This is a genomic window from Kitasatospora sp. NPDC048662 (assembly GCF_055587065.1).
In genome coordinates this window covers 65,735-91,553 of the sequence record NZ_JBVJHA010000010.1, presented here as the reverse complement: position 1 = coordinate 91,553, position 25,819 = coordinate 65,735, and the positions used below count along the sequence as shown (strand labels likewise).

Genomic DNA, 25,819 nt, shown 5'->3' with positions numbered 1-25,819 from the left:
CCGGCTGTCACCCGGTTCCGCTGTCTTCCGAATGATCACCACTGTGGCCTCGGCTCCCCACTGCCCGCCGGAGAGACGTTTCCAGTCGGCGACGCGGCCTGTGGCGCGGCCGTGGTAGTGCGCTGAGTCGAGGTCACGGGGCTAGGGGCCACAGTGGACCAGCCGTCACTCGCCAGCTTCAGGTGCTTGCTGGTGTCGTGCTCGTTTTCCTCATAGTTGGTCGCGGTCCGGTCGGCGTTCTGCTGCGCCTCGTCGATCGCCTGCTGAATCTGGTCGAGGACCAGCTTCAACCCGTCCCGCATCTCGCCGTACTTGTTGTGCAACGCCTCGGCCTCCGCGAAAGTGCCGAACGCCGCCGGGCTCAGCCCGGTCTGGCCGTGGACCTTCGCGCCGCCGGCGCCGTCCTCGAACTCCTTGAGCAGTCCTCGGACTTGCGCCGCGAACGCACGCAGGCTGTCGACCTCTACCTGAAAGCCCTTGCCGCCTGTGCTCATGTACTCGTACCTCCCCCGTACCTGCTGCCCGCTGGACCGCCCGCTTGCCGCCTGGGGCCTGATGGATAGTTGGCTCCAATCCATATGTGTAACACATGGGACGGCCCGTCAAAACGCCCCCTGCTGACGGGGGGTGGAGTCAGGGCGTGGGGGCGGTGGCGGCGAGGGCCTGGCGGCAGAGGGAGTCGGCCCTGCGGGTGGTTTCGGGGAGGCGGTAGGAAGGGGTGAGCGCGAGGGTGACGGCGGTGGCTTCGGGCAGGCCGATGCGGTGGCCGACGGAGAGGAAGACGGGCTTGACGCCCTGCCGGGTGCGGACGGCGCGGCCGACCGTCTCGGGGCCGTCGAGGAGTGGGGACCAGTCGCCGCGGTGCTCGCCGGGCGGTTCGTGGGTGAAGGTGAAGGGGGTCTTGGCGATCCCGAGGGTGGGCAGGCCGGTGTGGACGCCGAGGTGGCTGGCGAGGCCGAGGCGGCGGGGGTGGGCGAGGCCGTAGCCGTCGCAGACGATCAGGTCGGGGGTGCGGGTGAGCCGGGACAACGCGTCGAGGACGGCGGGGAGTTCGCGGAAGGCGAGCAGTCCGGGCAGGTAGGGGAAGGCCACCCGGCCGACTGCGGTGACCTGTTCGACGACGTCGAGGGTCGCGTAGTCGAGCAGGACGGCCGCGGCGGCGACCACGTCGCGTTCGTCGTCGTAGGCGACGTCGACGCCGGCGATCAGGGTGCCGGGGCGGCGCGGGGGTTCGGGGCCCTCGGGGACGACCAGGGGGCGCAGGCGTTCCTGTTCGGCGCGGGCGGCTTCCGCGGTGGTGGGCCAGTTGGTCGGGACGGTCACGGCGACTCCGGACGGGTCGGAAACAGGTGGCGCGGGGCGGCCACCCACCCCGGCCTTGTCCGTGCGCACGCTACCGCTCATGGCCGGGCGGCACTGTGAGCCCGTGCGCCCCCTGTGCCCCCGGACTGCTCAACTCCCAAGAGTTAGCCTGAACTTACCGCCCCGGCCAACGGGTCCGGACCACCACCGGTCCCGGCCTCGGCCTCCCCGCCCGCGCGAAGGGTCGACCGCCATGACGCGCCTCGCCGCCCCACCGCCCCGCACCGAAAGCACCGCCCACGCCGCCCGCACCGCCCACGCCGTCCGCCGCGTCCGCCGCGTCCGCCCCGTGCGCGCCCCCGCGCGAACCGCCGCCCGCCCCGCCCCGGTCCAGGTGGGTCTCGGCGCCCTGGTCGCGACGGCCACCGCCGTGGCCCTGCTGGCCGTGTCCGGGGAGACGGGGGTGTGGCGGGTCGCGGTGCTGGTGGCGTTCGCGATCGCGCTCGGCACGCTGTCCGCCGTCCTGCTCAGCACCCGTCCGCGCCTGCCCGCAGCACCACCGCCCGCCGGCCCGACACCGCCCACCGGCCCGACACCGCCCGCCGGCCCGGCACCGGCCGCCCGCCAACCGGAGCACGCCCGCCGACCCGAGTACGCCAAGTCCCGGTAGCCGGACGAAAAAGCTCCCGGGCCCGCGGCAGGTCGATGGCTGCCACGGGCCCGGGGCCCACCTCACACCGCACCGAGTCGCCGTCAGGCGGTGGAGACCACGACCGTCTTGGCGGCCTTGTCGTGGATGCACTGGCGGTAGGGCTTGTCGAAGACGCCGAACAGGCCGTCGACGGGCCACCAGAGGCCGCCGCAGCAGATCAGTGCGGGGGCGACGAAAGTGGCGGCGCGGGTCCAGGCGGCACTGGAGGTCGGGGACGAACCGTCGGCGAGCATCGCGACGCGGACCTTCATCAGCTTCTTGCCGAGGGTCTGGCCGTCCCGGCTGAGCATCAGGCCCTGGTAGATCAGGAACAGGCCGTAGCCGAGCCAGGCCGAGCCGACCCAGCCGTCCTGCCGGCCGAAGTTGGCGAACGGCAGCAGCACCAGGACGGCGACGCCCTCCACCAGGATCCAGTCGACCACCGTGGCGAGGATCCGCGCACCCCAACTGCCGAGCGCGGGCATCCCGGGAACCGGACCGGGGCCGGGCGCGCCGTAGGGCGAACCGTACGGGCCACCGGGCGGCGGGGTCTGGCCCGGCGGTGTCTGGCCGGGCGGTGTCTGGCCGGGCGGCTGGTTGTCGTAGGGGGAGCCCGATCCGGGCGGCGCACCGTACTGGCCCCCGTAGCCGGGCGGCGTGTCGTACGGGCTGCCCGCCGACGGCGGCTGCTTGTCGAAGGAAGGCTTGCCGCCCTCCTCCTCCGGCTCGGTCCCAGAGGGGTCGTTGGTGCTCATTCCCCGAGTAGAACACCGCGATTACTACGGTTTTGGGACATTTTCGACGTTTCTGCCCGTTTCAGAGGCATTCGCCAGCAGCCGACAGCACCGCCACCCAGCACGGCGACGGCCCGCCCCTCAACGCCGCACCACCCGCACCACCCTGGTCCGGGCCGCCCGGTCGTGCCAGGCACGACGCGCGGGACGGTCCAGCAGCGGCGTGAACAGACCCAACAGCAGGACGGTACCGAGCCCGCCCACCAACCAGCGCAGCAGCGAACGCCCGAAGCCGGGCGGGCGGGTGCCGCCCGCGGCGACCACCCGGACCCGGGCCAGCCGCTTGCCGAAGGTCTGGCCGGTCCGGGCGGTCGGCAGCACCTGGTACAGCAGCGCGAACAGCACCAGCACCCCGAGCACCACGCCAAGCCGGCCCAGCACCACCTGGTCCAGCAGCCACACCTGGTGCTGGCGTCCGGTCAACTGCGCGGCCAGCTGCGCCTGCTCGATCTTCTTCCGGACGTGCGCCGAGACCGTGGCCACCATCGGCACGGCGACGGCCGCCCCGACCACCACCGTCACCACCCCGTCCACCAGCCACCCGAACGCCCGCGCCGCGAGCCCGGCCGGGACGGGCGCCGGGACGGCCGGGCGCCGCCGCTCGCCACCGCCCCCACCACGCCGCACGGCAGGGCGCTCCTCGGCCTGGGCGGCCCGGGACGACCCGGCCTCGCGCGGCGGTCGCACCCGCTCACTGGTGACGTGCGCCGCCCGCGGCTCCCGCAGGGCCCGCTCCAGGGGCGACGGCGGCTCAGCGGCCGGGGCCTCGCCGGGCGCCGCGTCGATGCCCCAGGACACTCGCCGCGGCGCCTCCCCGGTGTCCATCAGCCCGCGCTGCGCCCGCGGATCCGCCCGCCAGCCCGAACCGGCAGCCGACTCGGCGGCCCGCCGCACCTCCTCCACCGAAGACGCCGCTGAAGGCGCCACCGAAGGCGCCGCCGAAGACACGTCCGCGCTCGGCCCACGCAAGGGCTCGTACGCCGGCGCCGGACGCGGTTCGTACAGCGCCGCCGGCCCGGCCGACATCCCCACCGAACCGTCGCCGCCCGCCCCGCCTCCGGCGCCGTGCCAGGGCGTCCCACCGAGCGGCTGGGCAGGGCGCGGCGCAAGCTCCTCCACGACCACCGGCTCCGAGACCCGGACCTCGGCCTCCACCTCCGCCTCAACACCCAAGGCCTCGCGAACCTCGCGAACCTCCCGTACGTCCCGAGCCTCCCGAACGTCCCGAACCTCCCAAGCCTCCCCGCCGTCCCGAGCCTCGCGCACCGAAGCACCCCCCGGCGCCTGCCCGCGCTCGCGCGCCTCCCGGCCCGCGCCGCCGCGTCGCGGTGCCACGACCGCCGCCTCCGGGACGGACACCGGGCCCAGGCGCAGTGCGGCGGCGGTGGCCCAGGATTCGGCGGCGGGGGGCTGGAGCCCGTTGCCGGTGACGGCCCAGGGGGCGGGTTCGACGGGGCGCAGCGGCGCCGCCGACGTGCGCGGGCGGACCTCGACGGCGGCGGGCGGGGCCTCGATTGGGTCGGGGTGGGCGGGCATGTTGAAGGCGGTGTGGGCGCCGGTCTCGTCGAGGTAGATGGGGCCGGTCTCGATCAGCGGGCCGGCGGGCGCGGCGAAGGCGAGGCCGGGCGGGACGCTATAGGGCGGCGAACCGATGTAGCGGGCGACGAAGCGCGGGGGCTGGAGCTGTTCGCCGGGGGCGGGGGCGGCCCGGCTGGTGCCGGGGACCCAGGCGTGGCCGGCCCAGTAGCGGACGAAGCCGGGTACCGACGGGTCGGGGTAGTAGCCGGGTGCTCCGGCGTCGGCGGGCACGGTCGTGCCGAGCATCGGTGCTGCGGTGGGGGGCCGGTCCGTCATTGCCTCTTCCTTCGTACCGGCACCGCGGCGTGCAGGTGTGCGGATGTGCGCAACAGGGCCGCGGGCGGAGAGTCGCCGGGCAGTCACAAAGGGTAGCGCCTGGAGGGGTCCGGCCCGTCTGGTTCGCCGGAACTCACGAAACCGGTGGAACAGGACGGGCCCGAGTGGTAGGGCACGAGTCCTGGGGGTCCAGTGCTCCGGACCGCCCGCCGCCCCGTCCGGAACAACCGGAGCGGCGGGCAAAAGGTTCTGCGGAAAGTCCGCCGGAAAGTTCTCCGAAACCCGTGTAAGAGTGCGCGCCGCCGCCCCTCTCTCCTGGCGTGGGGCCGATCGGCGGCCTCGCGCGGAGGCGAGAGGGTGAGCGGCCGTGGCCGGACAGTCGACCGGAGTGGTGGAGCAGGAGCTGGAGCTGGAGCTGGTGCTGTCGCCGGAGCGCAGCGTCCCGGTGCCGGCGCGGTTGTCGTACGGGAGCCACGACCCGTTCGCGGTGTACGTGACGTTCCACCTGGACAGCGGGACGCCGGTCACCTGGGTGTTCGCCCGTGAGCTGCTGGTGGAGGGAACGTTCCGCCCGTGCGGTCAGGGCGATGTGCGGATCTGGCCGACCCGGGCGGGGCGGCGCAGCGTGCTGTGCATGGCGCTGAGCTCGCCGGCGGGCGACGCGCTGCTGGAGGCGCCGCTGCCGACCGTGACGGCGTGGCTGGAGCGGGCGCACCGGCTGGTGCCGCCGGGCGCCGAGCTGGAGGCGATGGACCTGGACGGCTCGCTCGCCGAGCTGCTGGCGTGACGGGCCTGCGCCGGGGTCCGCACCGGGACCGGCCGGGCCACATCCGCACCGGGACCGGCGGGCCGCACCCCCACCGGAACCGGCCGGGGCTGCACCCCCCGAACCGGCCGGGTTGTTCAGCGGGCGGCGGGGGCCTTCTGAGTGTCGGCCCTGCCCAGCCCGTCGGAGCCGGTGCGCGGGGCGGGGAGGCGAACCGGCGGGGCACCGGCGGCGCGGCGGCGGGAGTGCACGCTGACGGCGGCGACGGCCAGGAAGCACAGGCCGAGCAGGGGGTAGATGGAGGCGGGTGCCTGGCTCAGGGCGGGCAGCTTCAGGTCCAGGTCGCCCTTGTGCGGGATGATCCACATCGCGAAGGAGAGGAAGCCCAGCAGGGTGAGGCCGAACACGATCCGCCAGCGGTAGCGCCGCTCGGCGGCGGGGCGGGAGCGTTCGTGGGCGGCCTCGGCGGCGAGCAGCACCAGCATCGGCACGCACCACACCCAGTGGTGGGTCCAGCTGATCGGGGAGATCAGTACGGCGGTGACCAGTGCGGCGCACACGCTCCAGGCTTCGGCGCGGGGTGACCAGCGGGCGCTGCGGTGGGCCCAGACGGCGATGGCCAGGCCACCGACGGCGACCAGGGCGGCGAGCGCGGTCGCGGGCAGTCCGGGGTTCTCGGTGTGCAGCAGGCGGGCGACCATGCCGCGCAGTGACTGGTTGTCGACGATGACGGTCTTGCCGACCCGGGTGGAGTCGAACAGGTACTTGGTCCAGAAGCCCCAGGTGGCGTCCGGCAGGGCCAGCGCCCCGATCAGGAAGGTGCCGAGGAACGCGGCGCCGGCGACCAGGGCGGCCCGGATCCGGCCGGTGATCAGCAGGTAGACGGCGAACAGGCCGGGGGTGAGCTTGATGCCGGCGGCCAGGCCGATGGCGAGGCCCTTGGAGCGGGCGTGGTCGGGGCGGGTGAGGTCCCAGAGGATCAGGCAGGCCAGGGCGAGGTTGATCTGTCCGTAGCGCAGGGTGGTGAAGACGGGTTCCAGCCAGACGCCCAGTCCGGTGATCAGGATCACGCCGATCGGCCGTAGTTCGCGGCGCGGCCAGCCGACGAGTTTGAAGGACAGGTGGGCGAGGGTGGCCAGCAGCAGCAGGTTCCCGGCGGTGACGGCGACCCGCAGGAACGGGATGCCGAACCAGGTGGTCGGCACGAACAGCATGGCGGCGAACGGCGGGTAGGTGGCGGGCAGGTCCCACTCGGTGACCCGCAGCGCGTACAGGTCCTGGCCGTGGGCGACGGCGGCGCCCTCGGCCCGGTAGACGATCATGTCGACCATCGAAGTGCCGACGAGGTGCCGGACGATCGCGTAGCCGAACAGCGAGACCAGGGCGATCACGGTGGCGGTGCGCAGCGGCCGCCGGGGGGCGGCGCGCAGGGCGGCGGTGGCGTCGGCAAGCAGGCGGGCGGGTGCGGTGAGGGCGTGCTTCCAGGCGGGAACGACGGGGGGCTGTTCGGGTCCGCCGGAGGGTGTGGCGCGCTCTGCTTGCACCGTGGTCACTGTGTTGCTCCGTCCGCCATCGACCTGCGCTGGGCCAGCAGCCGACACTACCTGACCGTCCGGTTCACGCCACCGGTCGCGGTTCGCCGGGCTCCACCGGTCGCGGTCACGGCGGGTGTGGGCGTTCGCGGTCGCCCCGGGCTCCCCTCCGGGGGCGGCACGGCCGGGTCGGCATCAGGCGCCGCTGAGAATGTACTGGGGAGTAGTCGAGGAAGAGGAGCGACACCAGCTGTCGCCCTCGCGGTAACAGCTGCTGTGTCGGTGTCATCGGCCGGTGTCAGTCCTTGCGGGTCAGGCGGCCGGGGCGGCGCCGTTGCTGGCGCGGCAGTTCGACTTCGGTGCGGGTGTTGAGCCGCACCGCGATCTCGGCGCCGCCGAGTGCGGCGGAGCGGCCGAGGGCGACCTCGCCGCCGGTGCTCTCGGCGAGCTTGCGGACGATGTCCAGGCCGAGCCCGGTGGAGCCTTCGCCGCCGTGGCCGGCGCCGCGGCGGATCTCGGGGGCCGGGTCGCCGAAGCCCGGTCCGGCGTCGCCGACCTGGACGGTCACGCCGTCCTCGGTGACGGTCAGGTCGACGGCGAAGGCGGTGCCGATGGCGGTGTGCCGGAACACGTTGCCGAGCAGCGCGTCCACGGCTGCGGCCAGGTCGCCGCGCTGCACGGGCACGGGTGCCGGTTCGGTGTCGCCGGCCAGCTGCCAGGGGCGGCCCTCGTCCTCGGCGAGGGCGGACCAGAACGCGACGCGTTCGCGGATCACTTCGACGGCGTCGCAGCCGAGCGTGACCGGTGGGGCGTGCACCGGGTCCCGGCGGGCGCTGCGGATGATCTGGTCGACCTCGCGTTCGAGCTGGGCGACGGCGTGCCGGGTGGCGTCGGCGGCGTCGCCGGCGCCGAGTGCGGCGGCGTTGAGGCGGAGCACGGTGAGCGGGGTGCGCAGCCGGTGCGAGAGGTCGGCGGCGAGTTCCCGTTCGGCGGCGAGCAGGTGGACGACGCGGTCGGCCATGGCGTTGAAGGCGTAGGCGGCTTCGCGGAGTTCTTCGGGTGCGCCGGCCGCTTCGGGGCCCTCGACCGGGACTCTCAGGGTGAGGTTGCCGGAGCCGAGTGAGCGGGCGGCGGTGGCGAGGCGGCGGGCGGAGCGGACGATCCGGGCGCCCATCCGGTCGGCGACCGCGACGGAGACCGCGACCAGGGCGAGCGCGACGCCGGAGAGCACCAGCCAGGCGGTGCCGACGCCGCGCGTCAGCTCGGCGTCGGGGACGAACACCTCGACCACGGCCACCCGGCCGTTGTCGACGGCGACCGGCTGGAGCAGGGCGTAGCCGCCCGGGATGCGGACGGTCCCGGTCCGCGCCCCGCGGCTCGGGTCCCCGGTGTAGCCGAGCTGCCCGGTGTCTGCCCGGCCGCGCCCGACCACCTGGCCGCCGGGCAGGTGGACGGCGAGGCGGTCCTCGGCGCCGGCCTCGGTGGAGGCCAGGGCGCGGGCGACGGCGTCCTGGTCGGTGGTGATGGCGAGCGCCGGGCCGAGGGCGGCGGCCTGCCGTTGGGCGGCGGTGAACGCCCGGTCGCGGGCGGTGTGCTGGACGACCAGGCCGAGCGGGATCAGAAATGCCAGCGCGACCATGACGGTGCCGGCGACGGCCGCCTTGACCATCGCCCAGCGCAGCGAGCGGAGCAGGCACTTCATGTGGTGCACCCGACCGGTCCCGAGGGCGCCTCCAGCCGGACGCCGACGCCTCGCACGGTGTGCAGGTAGCGCGGGCTGGAGGCGGTCTCGCCGAGTTTGCGGCGCAGCCAGGACAGGTGGACGTCGATGGTCTGGTCGCCGCCGTAGGTCTGCCGCCACACCTCGGCGAGGATCTCCTTGCGGGGGACGACCACCCCGGGTCTGGCGGCGAGGAAGGCCAGCAGGTCGAATTCGCGCCGGGTGAGGTCGAGGCGTTCTCCGTCGAGCAGGGCCTCGCGGCGCTGCGGGTCGATGGCGAGGCCGCCGACCCGCAGGATCTGAGGGGCCATCAGGGAGCCGCCGCCGAGCCGGCGCAGGACGGCGGCCATCCGGGCGGTGAGGTGCTCGCCGGAGAAAGGTTTCACCAGATAGTCGTCGGCGCCGTCGTTCAGCAGCCGGACGATCTCCGCCTCCTCGTCGCGGGCCGTGGAGACGATGACCGGCACGTTGGTCAGCCCGCGGATCATCTTGAGCGCCTCGCCGCCGTCCAGATCGGGCAGGCCCAGATCGAGGATCACCAGGTCGCAGCCCACCTGGGCGACTTCGCGCAGCGCCTCCAGGGCGGTGCCGACGGAGCGCACCGCGTGGCCGGAGTCGGCCAGATGGCGGATCAGGGCGGAACGCACGAAGGGGTCGTCCTCGACCACAAGCACTGTTGCCATGGGGCTGCACGGTACGGCATCCCCACCAATTGGTCTGTACCTCGGGGGGCCGGGCGGGCCGGGGAGAAAACCTGACGGATCCTCTGGAAGCGTGATCTGCAAGCTTGCTGAGGAACGACCGGGGCACTGACCTGCCCGTGACCCGAGTACGGCAGGATGGGCCCGCGATGCGGAGCGGATGGGTTCAACTGGGCGCCTGGACGGTGGCCACCGGGGCGGCGGTGGCGCTGTCCTGGCTCGGTGTGCACGCGGTACTCGCCGACACGGTGTACGAAGGGCCGGTGGCGCTGCCGCTGCCCTCGACGGCCTCCTCGCCGACCGGGCCGGCGGTGACGGTGCCGCCCGCGCCCTCGGCGACGGGCGCCCCGCCGGCCGCCTCGGGCGGCCCGGGCACCTCGACCGCCCCGCACCCCGATCCGGACCCGAGCGCGGACCCGGGACCGACCGCGGGCCCGGACCCGGGCCCGAGCCAGAGCCGCAGCCGGCCCTCCCCGTCCCGCAGCACCACCATGACGGCCCGCAGTACGCCGAGCCCGACCGGGTCGGTGCACAGCTACCTGATGCCGGGCGGCCGGGTCGCGGTCGATCTGCGGGAGCACGACGCCGAGTTGGTGTCGGCGACCCCGGAGGCGGGCTGGGCGATGCAGGTCTGGCACGGCGACCAGTGGATCCGCGTCCTGTTCACCAAGGACGACCGGGTCTCCCAGGTGTACGTCACCTGGAACGGCTACCAGCCGGACGTGCAGGTCGTCCCGGGCTGACGACACCGCCCGCGCGGCCCGGCGGGGGCTGACGGGCGGACCGCGCCGACCCCACAATGTCGGTCGACGCCCGCACCACCGAGGAGCCCGCCCGTGCCCCCGCAGCCCGATGCCATCGACGCGCTGGACGGAAGACTGATCCGGCTGCTCGCCGAGGAGCCGCGGATCGGGGTGCTGGAGTGTTCGCGCCGCCTCCAGGTGGCGCGCGGTACGGTGCAGGCCCGGCTGGACCGGCTGCAGGCCCGCGGGGTGATCGGCGGGTTCGGCCCGCAGGTGGATCCGGCGGCGCTCGGCTACCCGGTGACGGCGTTCGCCACTCTGGAGATCTCGCAGGGGCAGGGCGCGGACGTGCGGGCGCACCTGTCGGCGGTGCCGGAGGTGCTGGAGCTGCACACCATCACCGGGCACGGCGACATGCTGGTGCGGATCGTGGCCCGGTCGAACGCGGATCTGCAGCGGGTGATCGACCGGGTGGTGGGCTTCGACGGGATCGTCCGGGCGTCCACCGCGATCGCCCTGGAGAACCCGGTGCCGTTCCGGGTCCTGCCGCTGGTGGAACAGGCCGCGGGAGTGCCGGACGGGGCCTGACGGCGGGCCGGCGGGCCGTTTCTGGCGTGTCCATGGATGACGGCAGACGATTTTTGGCATATGCCTAGAGCTCATGCACGCAATGAACGCCGTCATGACCCCCGGGGCCACCCCCTCCCGGGGCCGGCCGGCCGTCCCCCCGCCGGCCCGCCGCGGCCGGCCCGCCGTTCCCGCCACCCGGGCACCGCGATGAGGCGGGTCACCCCGGAGCCCACCCTGATCGCCTCCGCGCAGCGCGCCCTGCGGCTGCTGGAGGCGGCCGCCCGGCACCCGGCCGGCGCCACCGCCAAGCAGCTCGCCCGGGACACCGAGCTGGCCCTCGGCACCACGTACCACCTGCTGCGCACCCTGGTGCACGACCAGTACCTGGAGCGCCGGGAGGGCCGCTACCGCACCGGTCCGGCGGTGTCGGGGCTGAGCCTGGAGGACCGGCTGGACGGTCCGGAGGCCGGGCGGATCCGGCTGGACCGGGTGCTCGGCCGGATCGCCCACGAGCTGAACGCGGCCGTGCACTACGCCCGCTACAAGGACGGCGAGGTCGAGCTGGTCGCCGCCCGGGCCGCGCCCGGCGCCGCCACCGCCGACCCGAAGCGCTTCCGGATCGGCGCGCACGCCCACGCGAGCGGCAAGACCCTGCTGGCGCTGATGTCCGCCGAGGAGCGCCGGGCGTACCTGGCGCTCCACCCGATGGTGCCGTTCACCCCGTACACCCTGCGCGAGCCGTCCCAGCTGCCGCTGCTGCCCGGGCCGGGGCCGCAGCGGGCCGCGCCGATCACCCAGTACCAGGAGTACCAGCTGGGCGTGGTGGGGGCGGCGGTGCCGATCGTGCTGGGCAGTGAGCTCGCGGCGATCGCGGTGGCCCTGCCGGCCGCGCAGGCGCACCGGCTGACGGCGGTCGCCGAGCAGTTGCAGGCCCGGGTCGGCGAGGACCTGGTGACCGCGGCATTCGGCATGTAGGCCGCGGGCGGCCCGCCGACCGGCTCAGCAGTGCGGGAGGGCGCCGCCCTCGCGCAGCGACTTGAGGGCGGCGATCGACTCGGACAGCGTGTCCACGGGGACGAGCTGCAGCCCGTCGGGGGCGTTGACCTCGCCCTGGGTGCACTCGCTGCGCGGCAGCAGGAACACCGTGGCGCCGGCGTTGCGCGCCGCCTGGGTCTTGAGCGGGATGCCGCCGACCTGGCCGACCCGCCCGTCCGCGTCGATGGTGCCGGTACCGGCCACGTTCCGCCCGCCGGTCAGGTCGCCGCCGTTGCCGTCGCCCGCGATCTTGTCGACGATGCCCAGGGCCAGCATCTGGCCGCCGCTCGGTCCGCCGATCTCCCCGAGCCGGATCTCGACGTTCACCTGCTCCGGCGACAGGTGCAGGTAGTTCAGCGCGGCCATGGTGGCGCTGTCCTGGGACTGTGTCATCTGCTGCTGCGTCGCCTGGTTGGCCTTGTTCGGGTCGCTCTGCGGGTAGACCTCCTCGGTCGGCACCACCGCCTGCTTCCGGTCCACCCAGGCCGACAGCGAGTCCCACAGGCTGTTGCGCTGGCCCGGGCCGGTGGCCTCCACGGTCACCACCCGCAGCTGCCCGGAGGTCTGGCGCTGCGGCGCCCCGGTGATCGTGATCACCGGGTTGCCCTCGTACACGCCCAGGGTGTCGGCGGTCCGGCCCGGCGACTCCAGGGTGTAGGGCAGCGGCACGAACGCGGCCACCGCGAACAGTGCCAGCACCGGTAGCGCGCACAGGGCGAGGGCGCGGCTGCGCGGGGCGGTCAGGGCCGTGGGCGGGTTCTGGAGAGGCACACCCCGCATCCAAACACACCGCGGCCGCCGCCAGGGACGGCCGCGCGGATCGGCCGGTTCAGCGCAGCGCGTCGGCGACCTCGGTGGCGGCCTCCACCACCCGGGGGCCGACCCGCTCCGGCACCAGGCCGTTGAGCATCACCACGCCGACGCTGCCCTCGATGCCGCTCAGGCCGATCAGCGCGGCGGCGGCGCCGCAGGCGCCGGACTGCTCCTCGGCACGGGTGATCACGAAGCCCTGCTCGGGACGGCGCTGGCCGGGGAAGCCGCGGGCGTCCAGGATCGCCCGGCCAGCCGCGCTCTCAGTGAGCGGGTGGCGCAGGCCGGTGCGGTAGGCGACGTGGAAGTCCGTCCAGGTCGGTTCGACCACGGCGACGGCGAGTGCCTCGTTGCCGTCGACCAGGGTGAGGTGGGCGGTGGCGCCGAGGTCCTCGGCGAGCGAGCGCAGGGCGGGCAGCGCGGCCTCGCGCAGCAGCGGGTGCACCCGGTGGGCGAGGCGCAGCACGCCGAGGCCGACCCGGGCGCGGCCGCCGATGTCGCGGCGGACCAGCCCGTGCTGTTCCAGGGTGGCCAGCAGGCGGTACACCACCGTGCGGTTGACGGCCAGTCGGGCGGCCAGTTCGGTCACCGTCAGTCCGCGCTCGGAGTCGGCGAGCAGTTTCAGTACCCGGACACCCCGGTCCAGGGTCTGGGAGGTCTCAGCAGTCACGAACGCCAGGTCCTTTCCGCGGCGAGTCCGACCCTACGGCACAACTGCCGTGGGCCACACCGGAATTGATCACACGCCAGAAGGGTGTCCGGCGTGGGAGTCCGGCCACGGCGGTGTCGTCCGGTCGCAGGGCTCCGCGGTTGCCCGGCCGAGCTGAGGGGTGGGGCCCGGACGGATTGGGGAGACGCTAGTGAACGGGAGGCGCGCTACGGAAGTAGTTGTTCAAAATCCGATCCACATCGTTGGAAAGTCGCGATGTAAAAACGGACAAGACACGCAAAACACCGGCCGCCACCGCACTGGTGTTCGATATCTGACCGGTAGCCGGACAGCGGCCTTCCCGGCGAGGGGTCACAGGAGGTTGCGGCCGACGGTCCAGAGCGCGGCGGCGGTGAGGATGGCGGCGACGGTGCGCGGCGAGAGCCGCAGCTTCCAGTGCCGGCCGGCCAGTCCGTGGCGCAGCCGCACCAGGTACCAGGCGGCGATGAAGGGGAGGGCGAGCAGCAGCGCGGCGTTGTCGTGCCAGGCGGCGACCAGGTCGCCGTGCAGCAGGTCCCAGGTCATCCGGGTACCGCCGCAGCCGGGGCACTGAAGACCCGTCAGGCGGCGCCAGGGGCAGAACGGCAGGGCCTGGCCGGGCAGGTGCGGGTTCCGGGTGTACAGGTAGGCGGCGCCGGCCAGGCCCGCGGCGAGCAGTCCGAGCGGGCCGGCGGCGGGGTGGCGCAGCAGGGCGAACGGCCAACGGCCGGCGCCCCCGCCGCGGGTGTCCGCGGGGCGGGGGTGCCGGCCGTTGGCCTCGGCGCGCAAGGTCAGCCGCGCAGCTTGCGGCCCTGGGCGTCGGTGCGGTCGTCGCTGACCAGGAAGATGATGCCGTCGATCAGCGCCCAGACACCGAGACCACCACAGGTGAACAGCTGGGCGAGGCCCATGCCGATGTGGCCGGTGTAGAAGCGGCCGACGCCGAAGCCGCCGAGCAGGATCTGCAGGACGCCGGCGACAACCTTGGACTTGTCGGACAGCTCGGGCTGGGCGGTGTACGCCACGGAAAGCTCCTCGTTCGGTGCAGACGGCCGGGCGGGCGTGGACGGCCCGCCTCGACATGAGTGGCGCCGGACGGGCACCTCGGGGTGAGGCGCCCAGGCGCTGGCACGCGGAAGATTAACGGAAGATAAGACCAGATGTCTGCACACTTTCTCTGATCGAAAGCCAAATTTCCTCCGCGAACCCTTCGGCCGAGAGTTCTTGACGCTCCGTCAGGCAATCGCTCCGTCAGCCCTGCGTCGCCCACTCCCGGATCCGCCCGATCCGCGCCTTCAGCTGGTTGGCGGTGGCCTGCGCGGTGAGCGGCCCGCCGCACTGGCGGCGCAGCTCGTTGTGAATGGTGCCGTGCGGCTGGGTGGTGCGGTGGTGCCAGGCCGCGACCAGCGCGTTCAGCTCCTTGCGCAGCTCGCGCAGCTCCTGGTGGGTGACCACCGGGCGCTCCTCGGCGGGCAGTTCCAGCAGGTCGGCCTCCCCGGCGGGGCGGGCCTTGGAGCGCTGGATCTGCCGGTGCTGACGTTTCTGCAGCAGCATCTGCACCTGGTCGGGTTCGAGCAGGCCCGGGATGCCGAGGTAGTCCTCCTCCTCCTCGCTGCCCGGGTGTGCCTGCATGCCGAACTCCATCGCGTTGTACAGCACCCGGTCGAAGACCGCGTCGCTGCCCAGCGCCTCGTAGGAGAACTCCTCGCTCCCGGTGTCCGGCCCGTCGTTGGCCTTCTCGGCCTCGGCGAGCAGCCGGTCCTCCTCGTCGAACAGCCCCTCGCCGTCCTTCTTCGGGCGGTCCAGGACGTGGTCTCGCTGGAGTTCCATCTCGTTGGCGAAGCCGAGCAGCATCGGGATGGTCGGCAGGAACACCGAGGCGGTCTCGCCACGCTTGCGGGCGCGCACGAAGCGGCCGACGGCCTGGGCGAAGAACAGCGGGGTGGAGATCGAGGTGGCGTACACGCCGACGCACAGCCGGGGCACGTCGACGCCCTCGGACACCATGCGCACCGCGACCATCCAGCGCGAGGTGCCCTCGGCGTAGTCGGAGATCCGCTTGGAGGCCTCGCTCTCGTCGGAGAGCACCAGGGTGACCTTCTCGCCGGTGATCTCGCGCAGCATCTTGGCGTAGGCGCGGGCCACCGTCTGGTCGGTGGCGATCACCAGGCCGCCGGCGTCCGGGATGCCCTTGCGGACCTCGGTCAGCCGCCGGTCGGCGGCCTGCAGCACCGCCGGGATCCACTCGCCCTGCGGGGACAGCGCGGTGCGCCAGGCCTGGGCGATCAGGTCCTTGGTCATCGGCTCGCCGAGCCGGGCCTCCAGCTCGTCGCCGGCCTTGGTGCGCCAGCGCATGTTGCCGGAGTAGCTGAGGAAGATCACCGGACGGACGACGTGGTCGGCGAGCGCGTGCCCGTAGCCATAGGTGTAGTCGGCGACCGACTTGCGGATGCCGTCGCTGCCCGCGTCGTAGGCGACGAACGGGATCGGGTTGGTGTCCGAGCGGAACGGCGTACCGGTCAGCGCGAGCCGGCGGGTGGCGGGCTCGAACGCCTCGAAGCAGGCCTCGCCCCAGGACTTGGAGTCACCGGCGTGATGGATCTCGTCCATGATCACCAGCGTCTTGCGGGCCTCGGTGCGGTTGCGGTGCAGCATCGGGTTGACGCCGACGCCCGCGTAGGTCACCACGATGCCGTGGAAGTCCTTGGACAGCGGGCCCGAGGAGTACGCCGGGTCCAGCCGGATGCCTATCCGGGCGGCGGCCTCGGCCCACTGCTTCTTCAGGTGCTCGGTGGGCGCGACCACGGTGACCTGCTGCACCAGGTGGTTGTGCAGCAGGTAGGACGCCAGGGTCAGGGCGAAGGTGGTCTTTCCGGCGCCCGGGGTGGCGACCGCCAGAAAGTCCCGGGGCTGCTGCTCGATGTACTTGTCCAGCGCGCCCTGCTGCCAGGCGCGGAGCTTGCCCGCGGTACCCCACGGGGCGCGGCCGGGGAAGGCCGGGGAGAGGTGCGCGGCGGCGGAGGTGCCGGTGGGACGGGGGTGGAGGCTGTCGGCGTGCGAGAACAGCGGGGCCATCGAGGAGGAGGCGGCGGTAGTCACGGTCTCCGAACGGGGTCGTCGCAGGTCAGGGCCTATGTGTGGCCCTTCTCCCGCGGTCTGCGGGCGGTCGTGGAACCTGCCCAGCCTAGCCCCTTCCGGGGGGCGGACCGCGGCGTTGGCGCGACCCTGTGGCGTGCGTCCCACTCCCGTCGCGCGGCCCTCACCACACCTTCACGCGGCACGGCCGGCCGTTCACCGTGATCGTGCCCGGGACGGTGCGCGGGCGCGCCGCGGCGCCGGTGAACCCGGTCTGCGCGCTGCCGCCGGGAAGCAGCGCGGCACTCTCCTCGAGCAGCACCGCCCCGGCCACCTCATGGGCCCGCCCGGTGCCCGGCCGGGGCGCCACCAGATGCTCGCCGTCGGCCAGCGGCCAGCGCAGCGTCCAGCCGCCGACCGGGCCGTCGGAGGTGTTGCGGACCGTCAGCAGCGCCACGAACCGGCCGCCGGCCTGCGTGGTGATCCGGTATTCCACCGCGCACGCGGGCTCGCCGCCGCGCTGCCCGGCGGCGCCCGCCGGGGGCGCCAGCAGCGCGGCCAGCAGCGCCATCGCGCCGCCCACCAGCCCGGCCAGGCCCAGGTTGATCCGGCGCAGCAGGGCCAGCCGGCCCCGGCAGTCCGCGCAGCGCGGCAGGTGGCGCTCCACCCGCTGCTCGGCCCGCCGTCCGGCCCGGCCGCGGGCATGCCCGGCCAGCGTCTCCCAATGCAGGGCGCAGGCCGGGTCGCACGGGCTGCCCGGGTAGTCCCGCAGGTAGGCCAGCCGCAGGCCTTCGCGGGCGCGGTGCACCAGCACCGTCGCCGCGCCGCGCCGCACCCCGAGCCGGGCCCCGATCTCGCCCGGCGGCAGCCCCTCCACCTCGGCCAGCCACAGCGCGTGCGCCCACCGCTCGGGCAGCCGGGCGAGCAGCCGGCGCATCCGGTCGGTCTCGGCCACGCCCGCGGCCGGGTCCTCGCTCTCGCCACCGGGCACGTCCGGGGCGGCCCGCTCGCGCACCGGGGCGGCAGCCAGGTGGCGGACGGTGGTGGCCAGGTAGGCGCGCGGGTCCTCGATCCGCTGCCCGGCGGCCAGCCGCCGCCACACCCGCAGGTGGGCCTCCGCGACCAGGTCCTCGGCCCGCCAGTGGTCGCCGCCGGTGAGGAGGCCGGCGTAGCGCAGCAGGCCCGGGTGGTGGCTCCGGTACAGCTCGGTGTACGCGGCGAGCGGCGGGCGCCCGGCCGTCCGCACTGATGACTCGACGATCTTGTCCTCCCTGGCCCGGCCGGACCGGCGGCGGCCCGGTCGGCTCCCGCGATCCTGCCCGGGCGATGGTGCGGATGCACACAAGACCCCCACACTCGGCAACCGAAATGCCCGATTGATCCCTGCCAATGTGGCGCAGATCACTCAAAATGGTCCCAAAACCGGTGTAATTCCTCCCAGCCCTTCCGACTCTTCAGTCACGGGAGGCGACACCGGTCGCACCCCGCGCAACGCACCCCCACACCCGGAGGAACCCCCGTGTCCCCAGCACCCGCGCCGGTCGAACAACACACCCAGGCCCGACTGATCCTCGGCACCCACCGCTCCGTCCTGCTGCGGGTCACCCTGCGCTACAACTGCGAGGACCCGCTGGCGGTCCGGATGGTCTTCCCCGCCGAGTACGCCGTGGACGCCGACCCGTACGACCCCCAGGGCGCGCACGACCCGCACGACACCGCCGCCCCCGCCGACCCGTCCGCGCCCGACATCGAGTGGGTGTTCGCCCGCCAGCTGCTCTCCACCGGCCTGGACACGGCGACCGGCGAGGGCGACGTCCGGATCCGGCCCGCGTACGGGATGCGCACCATGGTCGAACTGCGCTCCCCCGAGGGCGTCGCCCTGCTCCAGTTCGCCCGCGCCGACCTGCGCCGCTTCCTGTGGCGCAGTCACCTGGCCGTCCCGGAGGGCCAGGAGCTGCGGCACCTGGACTGCGACCGGGCGCTCGCCCAGCTGCTGGCCTGAGTCCGCGACGGCAGCACGTGTCCATCGGGCAACCGTCAGGCCCGTTGGGTGCGTACCAGATGTGCGTACACCACCACGTTCCCTTCCCAGCCACCCTCGCGGGTGTAGGCGCCCCCGCAGGTGATCAACCGCAGCTGGGCATCCGGGGTGGCCGCGTACACCTTGGTGTCCGGGAAGTTCCGTTTCGAATAGACCTCCACGCCGTCCACCTGGAACCAGGCGGTGGCCCGGTCGGCCCGGGCGACCTCCACCTGGTCGCCCCTGCGCAGGGCGCCCAGCCGGTAGAACACCGCCGGGCCGTGCGCGGTGTCGACGTGCCCGGCCAGCACCGCCGCGCCGCTCGACCCGGGCGCGGCGCCGCCTTGGTACCAGCCGGCCCGGTTGCCGTCCTCCTCGGGCGGCGGCTGCAGGCGTCCTTCGCCGTCCAGGCCCAGCGGGCCCACGGGGGCATCCACGCCCAGGGCCGGGATCCGGATCCGCACCGGCGGCGAGGACGGCAGCGGGGGCACCGCGGGCCCGACCGGCGTCCCGTCGTACGCCTGCGCGGCGACCGGGGCGGGCGGCAGCGTGCCCAGCAGGCCCCCGTGCACCAGCCAGGCCCCGGCCACGATCGCCCCCGCGGCCAGCACCGCCTTGTTCCACGCCCGTTCGCCCACCGCGCCCTCCGGTCCGCCCTTCGACAGGCCCAGTCAATCCAGCGCGGCCCGCCCCGGCACCCCCGGCGTTCCGCCCGGGTGACCGCCGCTCAGGACCGGCCCGCCCGGCCGCCGCGGCGCAGCCGGGGGCGGGTCAGGAAGCCCTCGGCGAGCGCGGTGGCCAGGCCGATCGCGGGCAGTTCGGAGGGCTTCTCGTACAGCATGTACCGGGGCTGCCAGTGCGGCCGGTAGCGGGCGTTGGCCCGGTACAGCGACTCCAGCTGCCACCACCGGGACAGGAACCGCAGCACCCCGCGCCACAGCCGCAGCACCGGCCCGGCGCCGAGCCGTTCCTCGAACACCTCGCGGAACCTAGCGAAGTTCAGCGACACCCGCCGCACCGCGGGCGCGCCGCCCCGGGCCCGTTCGAGCAGCCGGGCCACGGTGTACTCGACCAGCCCGTTGTCGGACTCCCGATCGCGCCGCATCAGGTCGAGCGACAGCCCGTCCTCGCCCCAGGGGACGAAGGACAGCAGGGCGGCGGTCCGGCCTGCCTCGTCGCGGCACTCGGCGATCAGGCAGTCGCCGTCGGCGGGGTCGCCGAGCCGGCCGAGCGCCATCGAGAAGCCTCGTTCGGTGCGGCCGTGCCGCCAGGCATCGGCGAGCCGCACCAGGTCGGCGAACTCCTCGGCGGGGATGTCGCGGTGACGGCGGATCACCACCTGGTACCCGGCCCGCTCGACCCGGCGGCAGGTCTGCCGCAGGCCGCGCATCTCCCGGCCGTCCAGGGTGAACCGGGCCGGCTCGACCACCGCCTCGTCACCGAGGTGCAGCGCCCGCAGCCCGGCCACCCGGGCGTACACGGTGCCGCCCCGCTCGCCGGCGCCGGTGACGGCGGGGATCCAGGCATGCGCGCGGGCCCGCCGCTGCCACTCCTCGATCGCCTGTGGCCAGGCCTCCGGGTCGCCGATCGGATCGCCCGAGGCCAGCGCCACGCCGTTCACCACCCGGTAGGCGACGGCGGCCTTGCCGCTGGCCGAGAAGCACAGCGACTTGTCACGGCGCAGCGCGAAGTAGCCGAGCGAGTCCCGCCCGCCGTGCCGCGCCAGCAGTTGACGCAGCCGCAGCTCCTCCTCGGGGCTCTGCCATTCGGTGCCGCGCGGGGAGCGCAGCAGGATCCGCAGGGTGAGCAGCAGCAGGGCGGTGCCGAGCAGGTTCAGCGCGAGATCGATCCAGCGCGGCACGTCCACATCGGTGACCCGGACGACGCCGGACAGGGTGACCAGCCGCAGCAGGCCGTAGCGCGCGGCCTCGCCCCAGCTCGGGACACCGTCGGCGTGCCCGAGCCGGACGGCGACCGCGCCGAGGCCGGTGAGCAGCGCGCCGCCGACCACCAGCACGGCGGTGGCCAGCGGCAGGTTGCCACGCCCGCCCCGCACCCGGAACACCGGGCGGCTCAGCAGCAGCGTCACCAGCACGGCCAGGGTGAGCGCGAGGGAGAACCAGTTGAACGGGTGGGCGCGGAACTCGGGGAAGGCCATCGCGAGCCCGTACAGCGCGGCGTGCACCAGGACGACGGCCAGCGCGGCGATCCAGGCGGCCCGCTTGCGGCGGCGCAGCATCACCGCGAGCAGCCCGGCCAGCAGCGCGGTGGTGAACCCGGAGGTGACCAGCACGGGCGCGAAGTACTCGCCGCGGTCGATCCGCTGGACCTGCGCGCGGAACGGGGCGACGACGGCGCCGAGCAGGTTGATCAGGGTGGCGATCCGCAGGTACCACTGGACGAACGCGGCGCAGCCCAACCGCCACGGCGCGGCCGGCCGTTGCTGCTGCTCGGCCGCGGCGGGCGCCGGCTCGACGGCAGCGGGCGACGGCTCGGGCACCGCGGGCGGGGCGGGTTCGTGGTCGGCGTCGGGGGTGCCGGCCAGCAGGTCGTAGACGGTGGTCTTGGCGGCGACCAGGCGGCGGTGGATGCGCTCCTCGCGCCGCTCGGCGCGGGCCAGCCGGCGCGGCCGGGACCGGTAGCGCCAGCGGGCCCACGGGCTCTGCGGCCGGGCCAGCCGCACGGCGCCGACCAGGGCCAGCGGCCAGAGCATGATGCCGAGCAGCCCCGTCCAGGTCTTGCCCTTGAGCAGGCTGACCACCACCAGGGCGAGCAGCCCGCAGGCCCCGGCCAGGGTCGGCCCGTCGGGGTGGCGGACGAAGCCGCCGAGCGGGAGTTCGCCGAGCAGCAGCAGCCCGATGGTGGCGACGGCGAGCATCACGGCGTCCACCGAGGTGCGGCCCTGGGTGGACCAGTAGACGTCCTTCAGGTGCAGCACCAGCGCGAACTCGTCCAGCACCAGCCCGCAGCCGACGCCGAACCCGAAGCCGAGCAGGTTCCACCAGGAGCCGCCGTCGCCGCGCACCGCGAACGCGGAGACACCGCAGATCAGCAGCAGGGCCTGGCCGAACACCATGTGGTGGATGTGCAGCCCGCCGGGGGTGACGTTGCCGGGCCACCAGCGGACCTGGGCGCGGATCAGCCGGGTGCTGATCCGGATGAACAGGAACGACAGCACCAGGCCGAGCAGCAGCAGGAACAGCGGCTCCCGTCCGGTCTCGACGATCCGGTCCCGGTAGGCGTCCAGCAGCGACTGCCACATCGGCGGGTGCGACCTCCGTGTCCAGGGTCCGATCGGTCCGTGCCATCTGATGTCAGCTCAGCTCGCGGATGCCGGTGCCGCTCCGGCCCGGTGCGCCTAACAGGTGAGCCCTCCGGCGTGGCGTCCCCCGGTCATCCGTACCCCGGGCCTCGCTTCCCGGCACGGCACGGCGGCCCGTGCGATGCTGGGGCCGACTCCCCCGGACGACGCACCGGCCATTCCATCGGATGGACCGCCCCTCCGGCCGGTGCCATCCCCTTACTCCCTGGTGAACGGATGTGAGACATGGACGCCCTCTCCCGCAGGACGCTGCTGGCCGCCGGAGCGGCGACCGCCGCCACCCTCGCGGCCGGGTGCGCGAGCAGCTCCGGGAACGGGGGCAACGCCGCCGCGCCCGCCCAGGCCGACGGCGTCGCCGCGAACGGCAGCTCCGGCACCGTCCCCAGGCCCCCGGCCACCCTGATCGGCGACGGCTCCACCTCCGACACCGGCCCGCAGCCGGGCCAGCCCACCCCCGAACCCCTGGAACCCGGCCAGAAGCCCCCGCAGTTCGTGGTGTTCTCCTGGGACGGCGCGGGCGAACTCGACGACCACCTGTTCAGCCGGTTCCGGCAGCTCGCCAAGGACCACGACGCCACCATGACGTTCTTCCTCTCCGGCATCTACACCCTGCCCGAGTCGAAGAAGACCATGTACCACCCGCCGCAGCACTCCGTCGGTGCCTCCGACATCGGCTACCTGAGCGACTCGCACATCCGCGCCACCATCGAGCAGATCAGCGCGGCCTGGCTGGACGGCCACGAGATCGGCACCCACTTCAACGGGCACTTCTGCGGCGCCAACGGCGGCGGCCGCTGGTCCCCCGAGGACTGGGACAGCGAGATCCAGCAGGCGATGGACTTCGTCATGAACTGGAAGACCAACACCGGCATCACCGACCTGCCCGCGCTGCCCTTCGACTACCGCAAGGAACTGATCGGCGGCCGCACCCCCTGCCTGGAGGGCCAGCGCGGCCTGCTGCCCACCGCCGTCAAGCGCGGCTGGAAATACGACAGTTCCGGCCCCGGCGGCCTGCAGATGTGGCCGCAGAAATTCGCCGGCGGCGCGCTGTGGGACATGCCGCTGCAGTCCATCCCGTTCCCCGGGCACACCTTCCAGGTGCTCTCGATGGACTACAACATCATGTACAACCAGTCCGGCGGCAGCACCAAGGGCGACCCCGGCCGCCGCGCCTTCTGGCAGACCCAGGCCCGCGACGCCTACCTGGCCGGCTTCGACCGCGCCTACAACGGCAACCGGGCGCCGTTCATCATCGGCAACCACTTCGAGGGCTGGAACGGCGGCATCTACATGAACGCCGTCGAAGAAACCCTGAAGGCCATCGCCGGCAAGCCCGGGGTCCGGATGGTCTCCTTCCGGCAGCTGGTCGAGTGGCTGGAGGCACAGGACCCGGCCGTGCTCAAGAAGCTCCAGGCCCTCGCCCCCGGCCAGAACCCCGAGGGCGGCTGGAGCACCTACCTCGGCGGAGCGGGCACCGCGGCCTCCGCCCCCGCCACCACCCGGCCGTCGGTGCCGCCGGTGGCCGGGGGCAAGTAATTCCCTGTCGGGTCCTCGGGCCTTCGGGCCTCCGGCCGGGTCGTCAGCTCTTCGGCCCGGCCGTCAACCTTCCGGTGCGGCGCTCTCCGGCCGGGCCGCCACCGACGGACCGTTCCTCGGCACGCGGGCCGTTCGGGCGGCACTCGGGGCTTCGACCGGGCCGTCGACTCCCCGGCCGGGGCCACCGCCGACCGACCATTCCCCAGCACTCGGGGCTTCGACCTGTCCGCTCTTCACTGGAGCCGTCAGCTCTCCGATCGGCCCGTCGGCTCTTTGCCCGAGCAGTCAGCTCTTCGTCCGCGCCACCGCTGCCCGGCCGGAGAGCCTCGTGGCGAGCAGCGCCACCGCCAGCAGGGTCAGGAACACCGCCACGGAATGCTCCGGCTGGCCGCTCGCCAGCGCCTGGCCGTTCGAACGGCCACTCGGGCCTTCGGCCGAGCCGTCAGCCCTCTGCCTGGCCCGTCCGCTTTCGCCGGGGCCGTCAGCTCTCCGATCGGCCCGTCGGCTCTTTGCCCGAGCAGTCAGCTCTTCGTCCGCGCCACCGCTGCCCGGCCGGAGAGCGCCGCACCGAGCAGCGCCACCACCGGCATGGTCAGGAACACTGCCGCGAACGCTCCGGCCGGGAGGGCCGCGTCCCGGGCCACTGCGCTCACCGCGCCGCCGCCCAGTGCCGCGAACAGCACGCCCGCCAGGCCGGTCAGCAGCACGTTGCCCAGCGCATCGCTCAGTTGCAGCGCGGCCGAGTTCTCACCGGTCTCCTCCGGCGCCGACAGCTTCATCATCAGCACGCTGATGCTGGCGATCGCCAGACCCATGCCGACGCCGCCGACCGCCCAGGCCGCCGCCGTCACCCACACCGGCACCGACGAGAACAGCACCAGCGCCGCCGCGCCGATCGCCACCGCGGTCAGCACGAACCCGTACCGGATCATCGCCTCCCGGTAGCGCTCCGCGCCCGGTCGGCCCTGCAGCCACGACCCAAGCGCCCAGGACAGTCCGCCCGGCGCCAGCGTCAGGCCCGCCGTCGTCACCGACAGGCCGCGCTGGGTCTGCATCATCAGCGGGATGAACAGCTCGGACGCGAAGAACGCGCCCGCCGCCAGCCCGCGCAGCAGGATCACCGTCGGCAGGCCGCGGGCCGCCCGCAGCGTCCCCTTCGGCAGCAGCCGCAACACCGCCGGACCGATCAGCGCCACCCCGGCGGCCGCCAGCAGCAATGCCCAGACGTCCCGCCGCTGACCCGCGTACTGCAGCAGCGCCGCCCCGACCGCGACCATCGCCGCGTCCCGGGTCCGCCGCCAGTCGTACGGCTGCGCCTGCAGCGGCGGCTGGCGGCGCTCGGAGCGGCGCAGTGCCGGTCCCATCACCGCGAGCGGCAGCAGCACCAGCACTGGCACGGCGAGGAACACCCAGCGCCAGCCGAGGTTCTGGGTGACCGCACCGGAGATCACCGGGCCGAGGATCGACGGCAGCACCCAGGCCGCCGAGAACGCCGCGAACACCGCCGGCCGCAGCCGCTCAGGGAATGCCCGGCCGACCACCACGTACAGTGCGACGATCACCAGCCCGCCGCCCAGGCCCTGCACCGCCCGGCCCGCGACGAACATCCACATGTTCACGGCGGTGCCGGCCGTCACCAGTCCGGCCGCGAACACCGCGATCCCGGTGAACAGCGGCGCCAGCGGCCCGCGCCGGTCGCACCACTGCCCCGACACCACCATCGCCAGCAGCGTGGTGGTGAAGTACGCGGAGAACGCGAACGCGTACAGGCCGATGCCGTCGAGCTGCTGGGCCGCCGTCGGCATCGCCGTGTTCACCGCGGTCGCCTCGAACGCCAGCAGCAGCACCACCGAGACGATGCCCAGCGTCAACGCCCGCCAGGGCCCGCTGAGCACCCCTCCCGTGCCGTCGTCGCCGGATATCTGCTGCGGTGTTGCCGTTTCGGCCGGGGAGGTGGTGGTCACCTCGATATGGTAAGTGCCGTCATTGCCTTTTGATCCTGACCTTGCGACGGCCCTTCGGCGGAACGGGACCTCCGCCGTCGGCCCTGGGACCGCGCCTCTTCTCAGTGCAGCACCTTCAGCCCCACCACCCCCGCCAGGATCAGCACCAGGCAGGTGATCCGGGCCGCACTCACCGCGTCCCCCAGCGCCACCATCCCGTACAGCGCCGTCCCCACCGCGCCGATGCCCACCCACACCGCGTAGCCCGTCCCCAACGGGATCGACCGCATCGCGTACGCCAGCCCGCCCATCGACAGCGCCAGCCCCACCACGAACACCAGACTCGGCACCAGCCGCGAGAACCCCCTGCTGGCCTCCAGGGCCACCGCCCAGACGGTCTCCAGCACACCGGCGACGATCAGAACCACCCACGTCATGACGACGGACTCCTCGCAGTAGTCGAACCACCTACCGCGCCGTCTTGTCATACCGGGTACGACGCACCTCGTCCGGGACGGGCCACCAGCACCCGCCTCGGTCCCGACCGTAGCACAGCGCCGACACACGGAATTCATCAACGAATTCCCGCTTTCCGTTGACGCCGCCCGACTCCCGCCCGCTATAGTGAATTCACCGGAACGAACCGGAGCAGCCCCCGACGGCAGGAGAAGGCGATGAACAGGAAGACGGCGGCCCTCGCAGCGCCCCGCACCTGTG

24 protein-coding genes and 1 riboswitch are annotated in these 25,819 nt (G+C 73.9%); of the genes, 7 read left to right on the top strand and 17 right to left on the bottom strand.

Going from position 1 to position 25,819, the window contains the following annotated elements; genetic code table 11:
• Nucleotides 1-35 precede the first annotated feature (35 nt).
• Entirely contained in the window at nt 36-494 is a 459-nt protein-coding gene (locus tag ACZ6R9_RS24850) for a hypothetical protein (RefSeq protein ID WP_465540426.1), read from the bottom strand.
• A gap of 139 nt (nt 495-633) precedes the next feature.
• Nucleotides 634-1,323 (bottom strand): endonuclease V, encoded by a 690-nt coding sequence (locus tag ACZ6R9_RS24845; RefSeq protein WP_380483596.1) that lies wholly within the window; start codon nt 1,321-1,323, stop codon nt 634-636.
• Nucleotides 1,324-1,555: 232 nt separating this feature from the next.
• Here ACZ6R9_RS24845 and ACZ6R9_RS24840 point away from each other — a divergent pair, with 232 nt between their 5' ends.
• The gene (locus ACZ6R9_RS24840) at nt 1,556-1,972 is read left to right on the top strand and encodes a hypothetical protein (protein WP_465540424.1); all 417 of its coding nucleotides are present in this window, start codon (nt 1,556-1,558) and stop codon (nt 1,970-1,972) included.
• A gap of 83 nt (nt 1,973-2,055) precedes the next feature.
• Here ACZ6R9_RS24840 and ACZ6R9_RS24835 read toward each other — a convergent pair whose 3' ends face one another.
• Together ACZ6R9_RS24835 and ACZ6R9_RS24830 are read right to left on the bottom strand one after the other, a co-directional pair.
• Nucleotides 2,056-2,748 (bottom strand): RDD family protein, encoded by a 693-nt coding sequence (locus ACZ6R9_RS24835; RefSeq protein WP_380483593.1) that lies wholly within the window; start codon nt 2,746-2,748, stop codon nt 2,056-2,058.
• 120 nt (nt 2,749-2,868) lie between these two features.
• Nucleotides 2,869-4,641 (bottom strand): RDD family protein, encoded by a 1,773-nt coding sequence (locus tag ACZ6R9_RS24830; RefSeq protein WP_465540423.1) that lies wholly within the window; start codon nt 4,639-4,641, stop codon nt 2,869-2,871.
• A 367-nt stretch (nt 4,642-5,008) separates the two neighbouring features.
• Here ACZ6R9_RS24830 and ACZ6R9_RS24825 point away from each other — a divergent pair, with 367 nt between their 5' ends.
• Nucleotides 5,009-5,428: an SsgA family sporulation/cell division regulator gene (locus ACZ6R9_RS24825; protein WP_380483589.1), complete on the top strand. Its 420-nt coding sequence runs from the start codon at nt 5,009-5,011 to the stop codon at nt 5,426-5,428.
• A 116-nt stretch (nt 5,429-5,544) separates the two neighbouring features.
• On the opposite strand, the gene ACZ6R9_RS24820 is transcribed toward ACZ6R9_RS24825, so the two are convergent.
• From ACZ6R9_RS24820 to ACZ6R9_RS24810, 3 genes are all read right to left on the bottom strand, one after another.
• Nucleotides 5,545-6,960, bottom strand: a complete 1,416-nt coding sequence (locus ACZ6R9_RS24820) for a glycosyltransferase 87 family protein (protein WP_465540421.1) — start codon at nt 6,958-6,960, stop codon at nt 5,545-5,547.
• Between the two features lie 277 nt (nt 6,961-7,237).
• Complete coding sequence (locus ACZ6R9_RS24815) at nt 7,238-8,620, bottom strand: sensor histidine kinase (protein ID WP_465540549.1); 1,383 nt, start codon at nt 8,618-8,620, stop codon at nt 7,238-7,240.
• Between the two features lie 17 nt (nt 8,621-8,637).
• Complete coding sequence (locus ACZ6R9_RS24810; protein WP_465540419.1) at nt 8,638-9,342, bottom strand: response regulator transcription factor; 705 nt, start codon at nt 9,340-9,342, stop codon at nt 8,638-8,640.
• Between the two features lie 167 nt (nt 9,343-9,509).
• Between ACZ6R9_RS24810 and ACZ6R9_RS24805 the strand changes: the two genes are divergently transcribed.
• The 3 genes from ACZ6R9_RS24805 to ACZ6R9_RS24795 all read left to right on the top strand — a co-directional run bounded on the left by ACZ6R9_RS24805 (nt 9,510) and on the right by ACZ6R9_RS24795 (nt 11,648).
• Nucleotides 9,510-10,103, top strand: coding sequence for a hypothetical protein (locus ACZ6R9_RS24805; protein WP_465540417.1), 594 nt, complete (start codon nt 9,510-9,512; stop codon nt 10,101-10,103).
• Between the two features lie 93 nt (nt 10,104-10,196).
• On the top strand, nt 10,197-10,691 hold the full coding sequence (locus ACZ6R9_RS24800) for an Lrp/AsnC family transcriptional regulator (protein ID WP_380483581.1): 495 nt from the start codon (nt 10,197-10,199) through the stop codon (nt 10,689-10,691).
• A 189-nt stretch (nt 10,692-10,880) separates the two neighbouring features.
• A complete protein-coding gene (locus tag ACZ6R9_RS24795) occupies nt 10,881-11,648 on the top strand; it encodes a helix-turn-helix domain-containing protein (protein ID WP_380483579.1) in 768 nt (255 codons plus the stop codon).
• 24 nt (nt 11,649-11,672) lie between these two features.
• On the opposite strand, the gene ACZ6R9_RS24790 is transcribed toward ACZ6R9_RS24795, so the two are convergent.
• The 6 genes from ACZ6R9_RS24790 to ACZ6R9_RS24765 form a co-directional block, all read right to left on the bottom strand.
• A complete protein-coding gene (locus ACZ6R9_RS24790) occupies nt 11,673-12,488 on the bottom strand; it encodes a S16 family serine protease (RefSeq protein ID WP_465540415.1) in 816 nt (271 codons plus the stop codon).
• A gap of 49 nt (nt 12,489-12,537) precedes the next feature.
• Nucleotides 12,538-13,188, bottom strand: a complete 651-nt coding sequence (locus ACZ6R9_RS24785; RefSeq protein WP_043914174.1) for an IclR family transcriptional regulator — start codon at nt 13,186-13,188, stop codon at nt 12,538-12,540.
• 351 nt (nt 13,189-13,539) lie between these two features.
• Nucleotides 13,540-13,917 (bottom strand): DUF2752 domain-containing protein, encoded by a 378-nt coding sequence (locus ACZ6R9_RS24780; RefSeq protein ID WP_465540547.1) that lies wholly within the window; start codon nt 13,915-13,917, stop codon nt 13,540-13,542.
• An 80-nt stretch (nt 13,918-13,997) separates the two neighbouring features.
• Complete coding sequence (locus ACZ6R9_RS24775; protein WP_380483575.1) at nt 13,998-14,231, bottom strand: TM2 domain-containing protein; 234 nt, start codon at nt 14,229-14,231, stop codon at nt 13,998-14,000.
• A gap of 226 nt (nt 14,232-14,457) precedes the next feature.
• Complete coding sequence (locus ACZ6R9_RS24770) at nt 14,458-16,281, bottom strand: DEAD/DEAH box helicase (RefSeq protein ID WP_380483793.1); 1,824 nt, start codon at nt 16,279-16,281, stop codon at nt 14,458-14,460.
• A gap of 184 nt (nt 16,282-16,465) precedes the next feature.
• On the bottom strand, nt 16,466-17,527 hold the full coding sequence (locus tag ACZ6R9_RS24765) for a cellulose binding domain-containing protein (RefSeq protein WP_380483573.1): 1,062 nt from the start codon (nt 17,525-17,527) through the stop codon (nt 16,466-16,468).
• 273 nt (nt 17,528-17,800) lie between these two features.
• Here ACZ6R9_RS24765 and ACZ6R9_RS24760 point away from each other — a divergent pair, with 273 nt between their 5' ends.
• Nucleotides 17,801-18,283: an SsgA family sporulation/cell division regulator gene (locus tag ACZ6R9_RS24760; protein WP_380483571.1), complete on the top strand. Its 483-nt coding sequence runs from the start codon at nt 17,801-17,803 to the stop codon at nt 18,281-18,283.
• Nucleotides 18,284-18,318: 35 nt separating this feature from the next.
• Here the strand turns inward: ACZ6R9_RS24760 and ACZ6R9_RS24755 are convergent, their stop codons facing one another.
• Together ACZ6R9_RS24755 and ACZ6R9_RS24750 are read right to left on the bottom strand one after the other, a co-directional pair.
• Nucleotides 18,319-18,939 carry a class F sortase gene (locus ACZ6R9_RS24755; protein WP_465540412.1) on the bottom strand — a complete coding sequence of 207 codons (621 nt, stop codon included), beginning with the start codon at nt 18,937-18,939 and terminating at the stop codon, nt 18,319-18,321.
• 89 nt (nt 18,940-19,028) lie between these two features.
• Nucleotides 19,029-21,563 carry a phosphatidylglycerol lysyltransferase domain-containing protein gene (locus ACZ6R9_RS24750; RefSeq protein ID WP_465540410.1) on the bottom strand — a complete coding sequence of 845 codons (2,535 nt, stop codon included), beginning with the start codon at nt 21,561-21,563 and terminating at the stop codon, nt 19,029-19,031.
• Between the two features lie 285 nt (nt 21,564-21,848).
• Between ACZ6R9_RS24750 and ACZ6R9_RS24745 the strand changes: the two genes are divergently transcribed.
• Entirely contained in the window at nt 21,849-23,159 is a 1,311-nt protein-coding gene (locus ACZ6R9_RS24745; RefSeq protein ID WP_380483566.1) for a polysaccharide deacetylase family protein, read from the top strand.
• A gap of 521 nt (nt 23,160-23,680) precedes the next feature.
• Here ACZ6R9_RS24745 and ACZ6R9_RS24740 read toward each other — a convergent pair.
• Together ACZ6R9_RS24740 and ACZ6R9_RS24735 are read right to left on the bottom strand one after the other, a co-directional pair.
• Nucleotides 23,681-25,123, bottom strand: coding sequence for an MFS transporter (locus tag ACZ6R9_RS24740; protein ID WP_465540408.1), 1,443 nt, complete (start codon nt 25,121-25,123; stop codon nt 23,681-23,683).
• A gap of 101 nt (nt 25,124-25,224) precedes the next feature.
• Complete coding sequence (locus tag ACZ6R9_RS24735; protein WP_465540406.1) at nt 25,225-25,539, bottom strand: DMT family transporter; 315 nt, start codon at nt 25,537-25,539, stop codon at nt 25,225-25,227.
• 33 nt (nt 25,540-25,572) lie between these two features.
• Nucleotides 25,573-25,639, bottom strand: a riboswitch (guanidine-III (ykkC-III) riboswitch).
• Nucleotides 25,640-25,819: the final 180 nt, after the last annotated feature.

Bases quoted from the DNA above. Each gene is read 5' to 3' on its own strand.
- ACZ6R9_RS24850 (WP_465540426.1), bottom strand. From the start codon at position 494: ATGAGCACAGGCGGCAAGGGCTTTCAGGTAGAGGTCGACAGCCTGCGT.
- ACZ6R9_RS24840 (WP_465540424.1), top strand. From the start codon at position 1,556: ATGACGCGCCTCGCCGCCCCACCGCCCCGCACCGAAAGCACCGCCCAC.
- ACZ6R9_RS24835 (WP_380483593.1), bottom strand. From the start codon at position 2,748: ATGAGCACCAACGACCCCTCTGGGACCGAGCCGGAGGAGGAGGGCGGC.
- ACZ6R9_RS24830 (WP_465540423.1), bottom strand. From the start codon at position 4,641: ATGACGGACCGGCCCCCCACCGCAGCACCGATGCTCGGCACGACCGTG.
- ACZ6R9_RS24810 (WP_465540419.1), bottom strand. From the start codon at position 9,342: ATGGCAACAGTGCTTGTGGTCGAGGACGACCCCTTCGTGCGTTCCGCC.
- ACZ6R9_RS24805 (WP_465540417.1), top strand. From the start codon at position 9,510: ATGCGGAGCGGATGGGTTCAACTGGGCGCCTGGACGGTGGCCACCGGG.
- ACZ6R9_RS24795 (WP_380483579.1), top strand. From the start codon at position 10,881: ATGAGGCGGGTCACCCCGGAGCCCACCCTGATCGCCTCCGCGCAGCGC.
- ACZ6R9_RS24790 (WP_465540415.1), bottom strand. From the start codon at position 12,488: ATGCGGGGTGTGCCTCTCCAGAACCCGCCCACGGCCCTGACCGCCCCG.
- ACZ6R9_RS24770 (WP_380483793.1), bottom strand. From the start codon at position 16,281: ATGGCCCCGCTGTTCTCGCACGCCGACAGCCTCCACCCCCGTCCCACC.
- ACZ6R9_RS24750 (WP_465540410.1), bottom strand. From the start codon at position 21,563: ATGTGGCAGTCGCTGCTGGACGCCTACCGGGACCGGATCGTCGAGACC.
- ACZ6R9_RS24745 (WP_380483566.1), top strand. From the start codon at position 21,849: ATGGACGCCCTCTCCCGCAGGACGCTGCTGGCCGCCGGAGCGGCGACC.
- ACZ6R9_RS24735 (WP_465540406.1), bottom strand. From the start codon at position 25,539: ATGACGTGGGTGGTTCTGATCGTCGCCGGTGTGCTGGAGACCGTCTGG.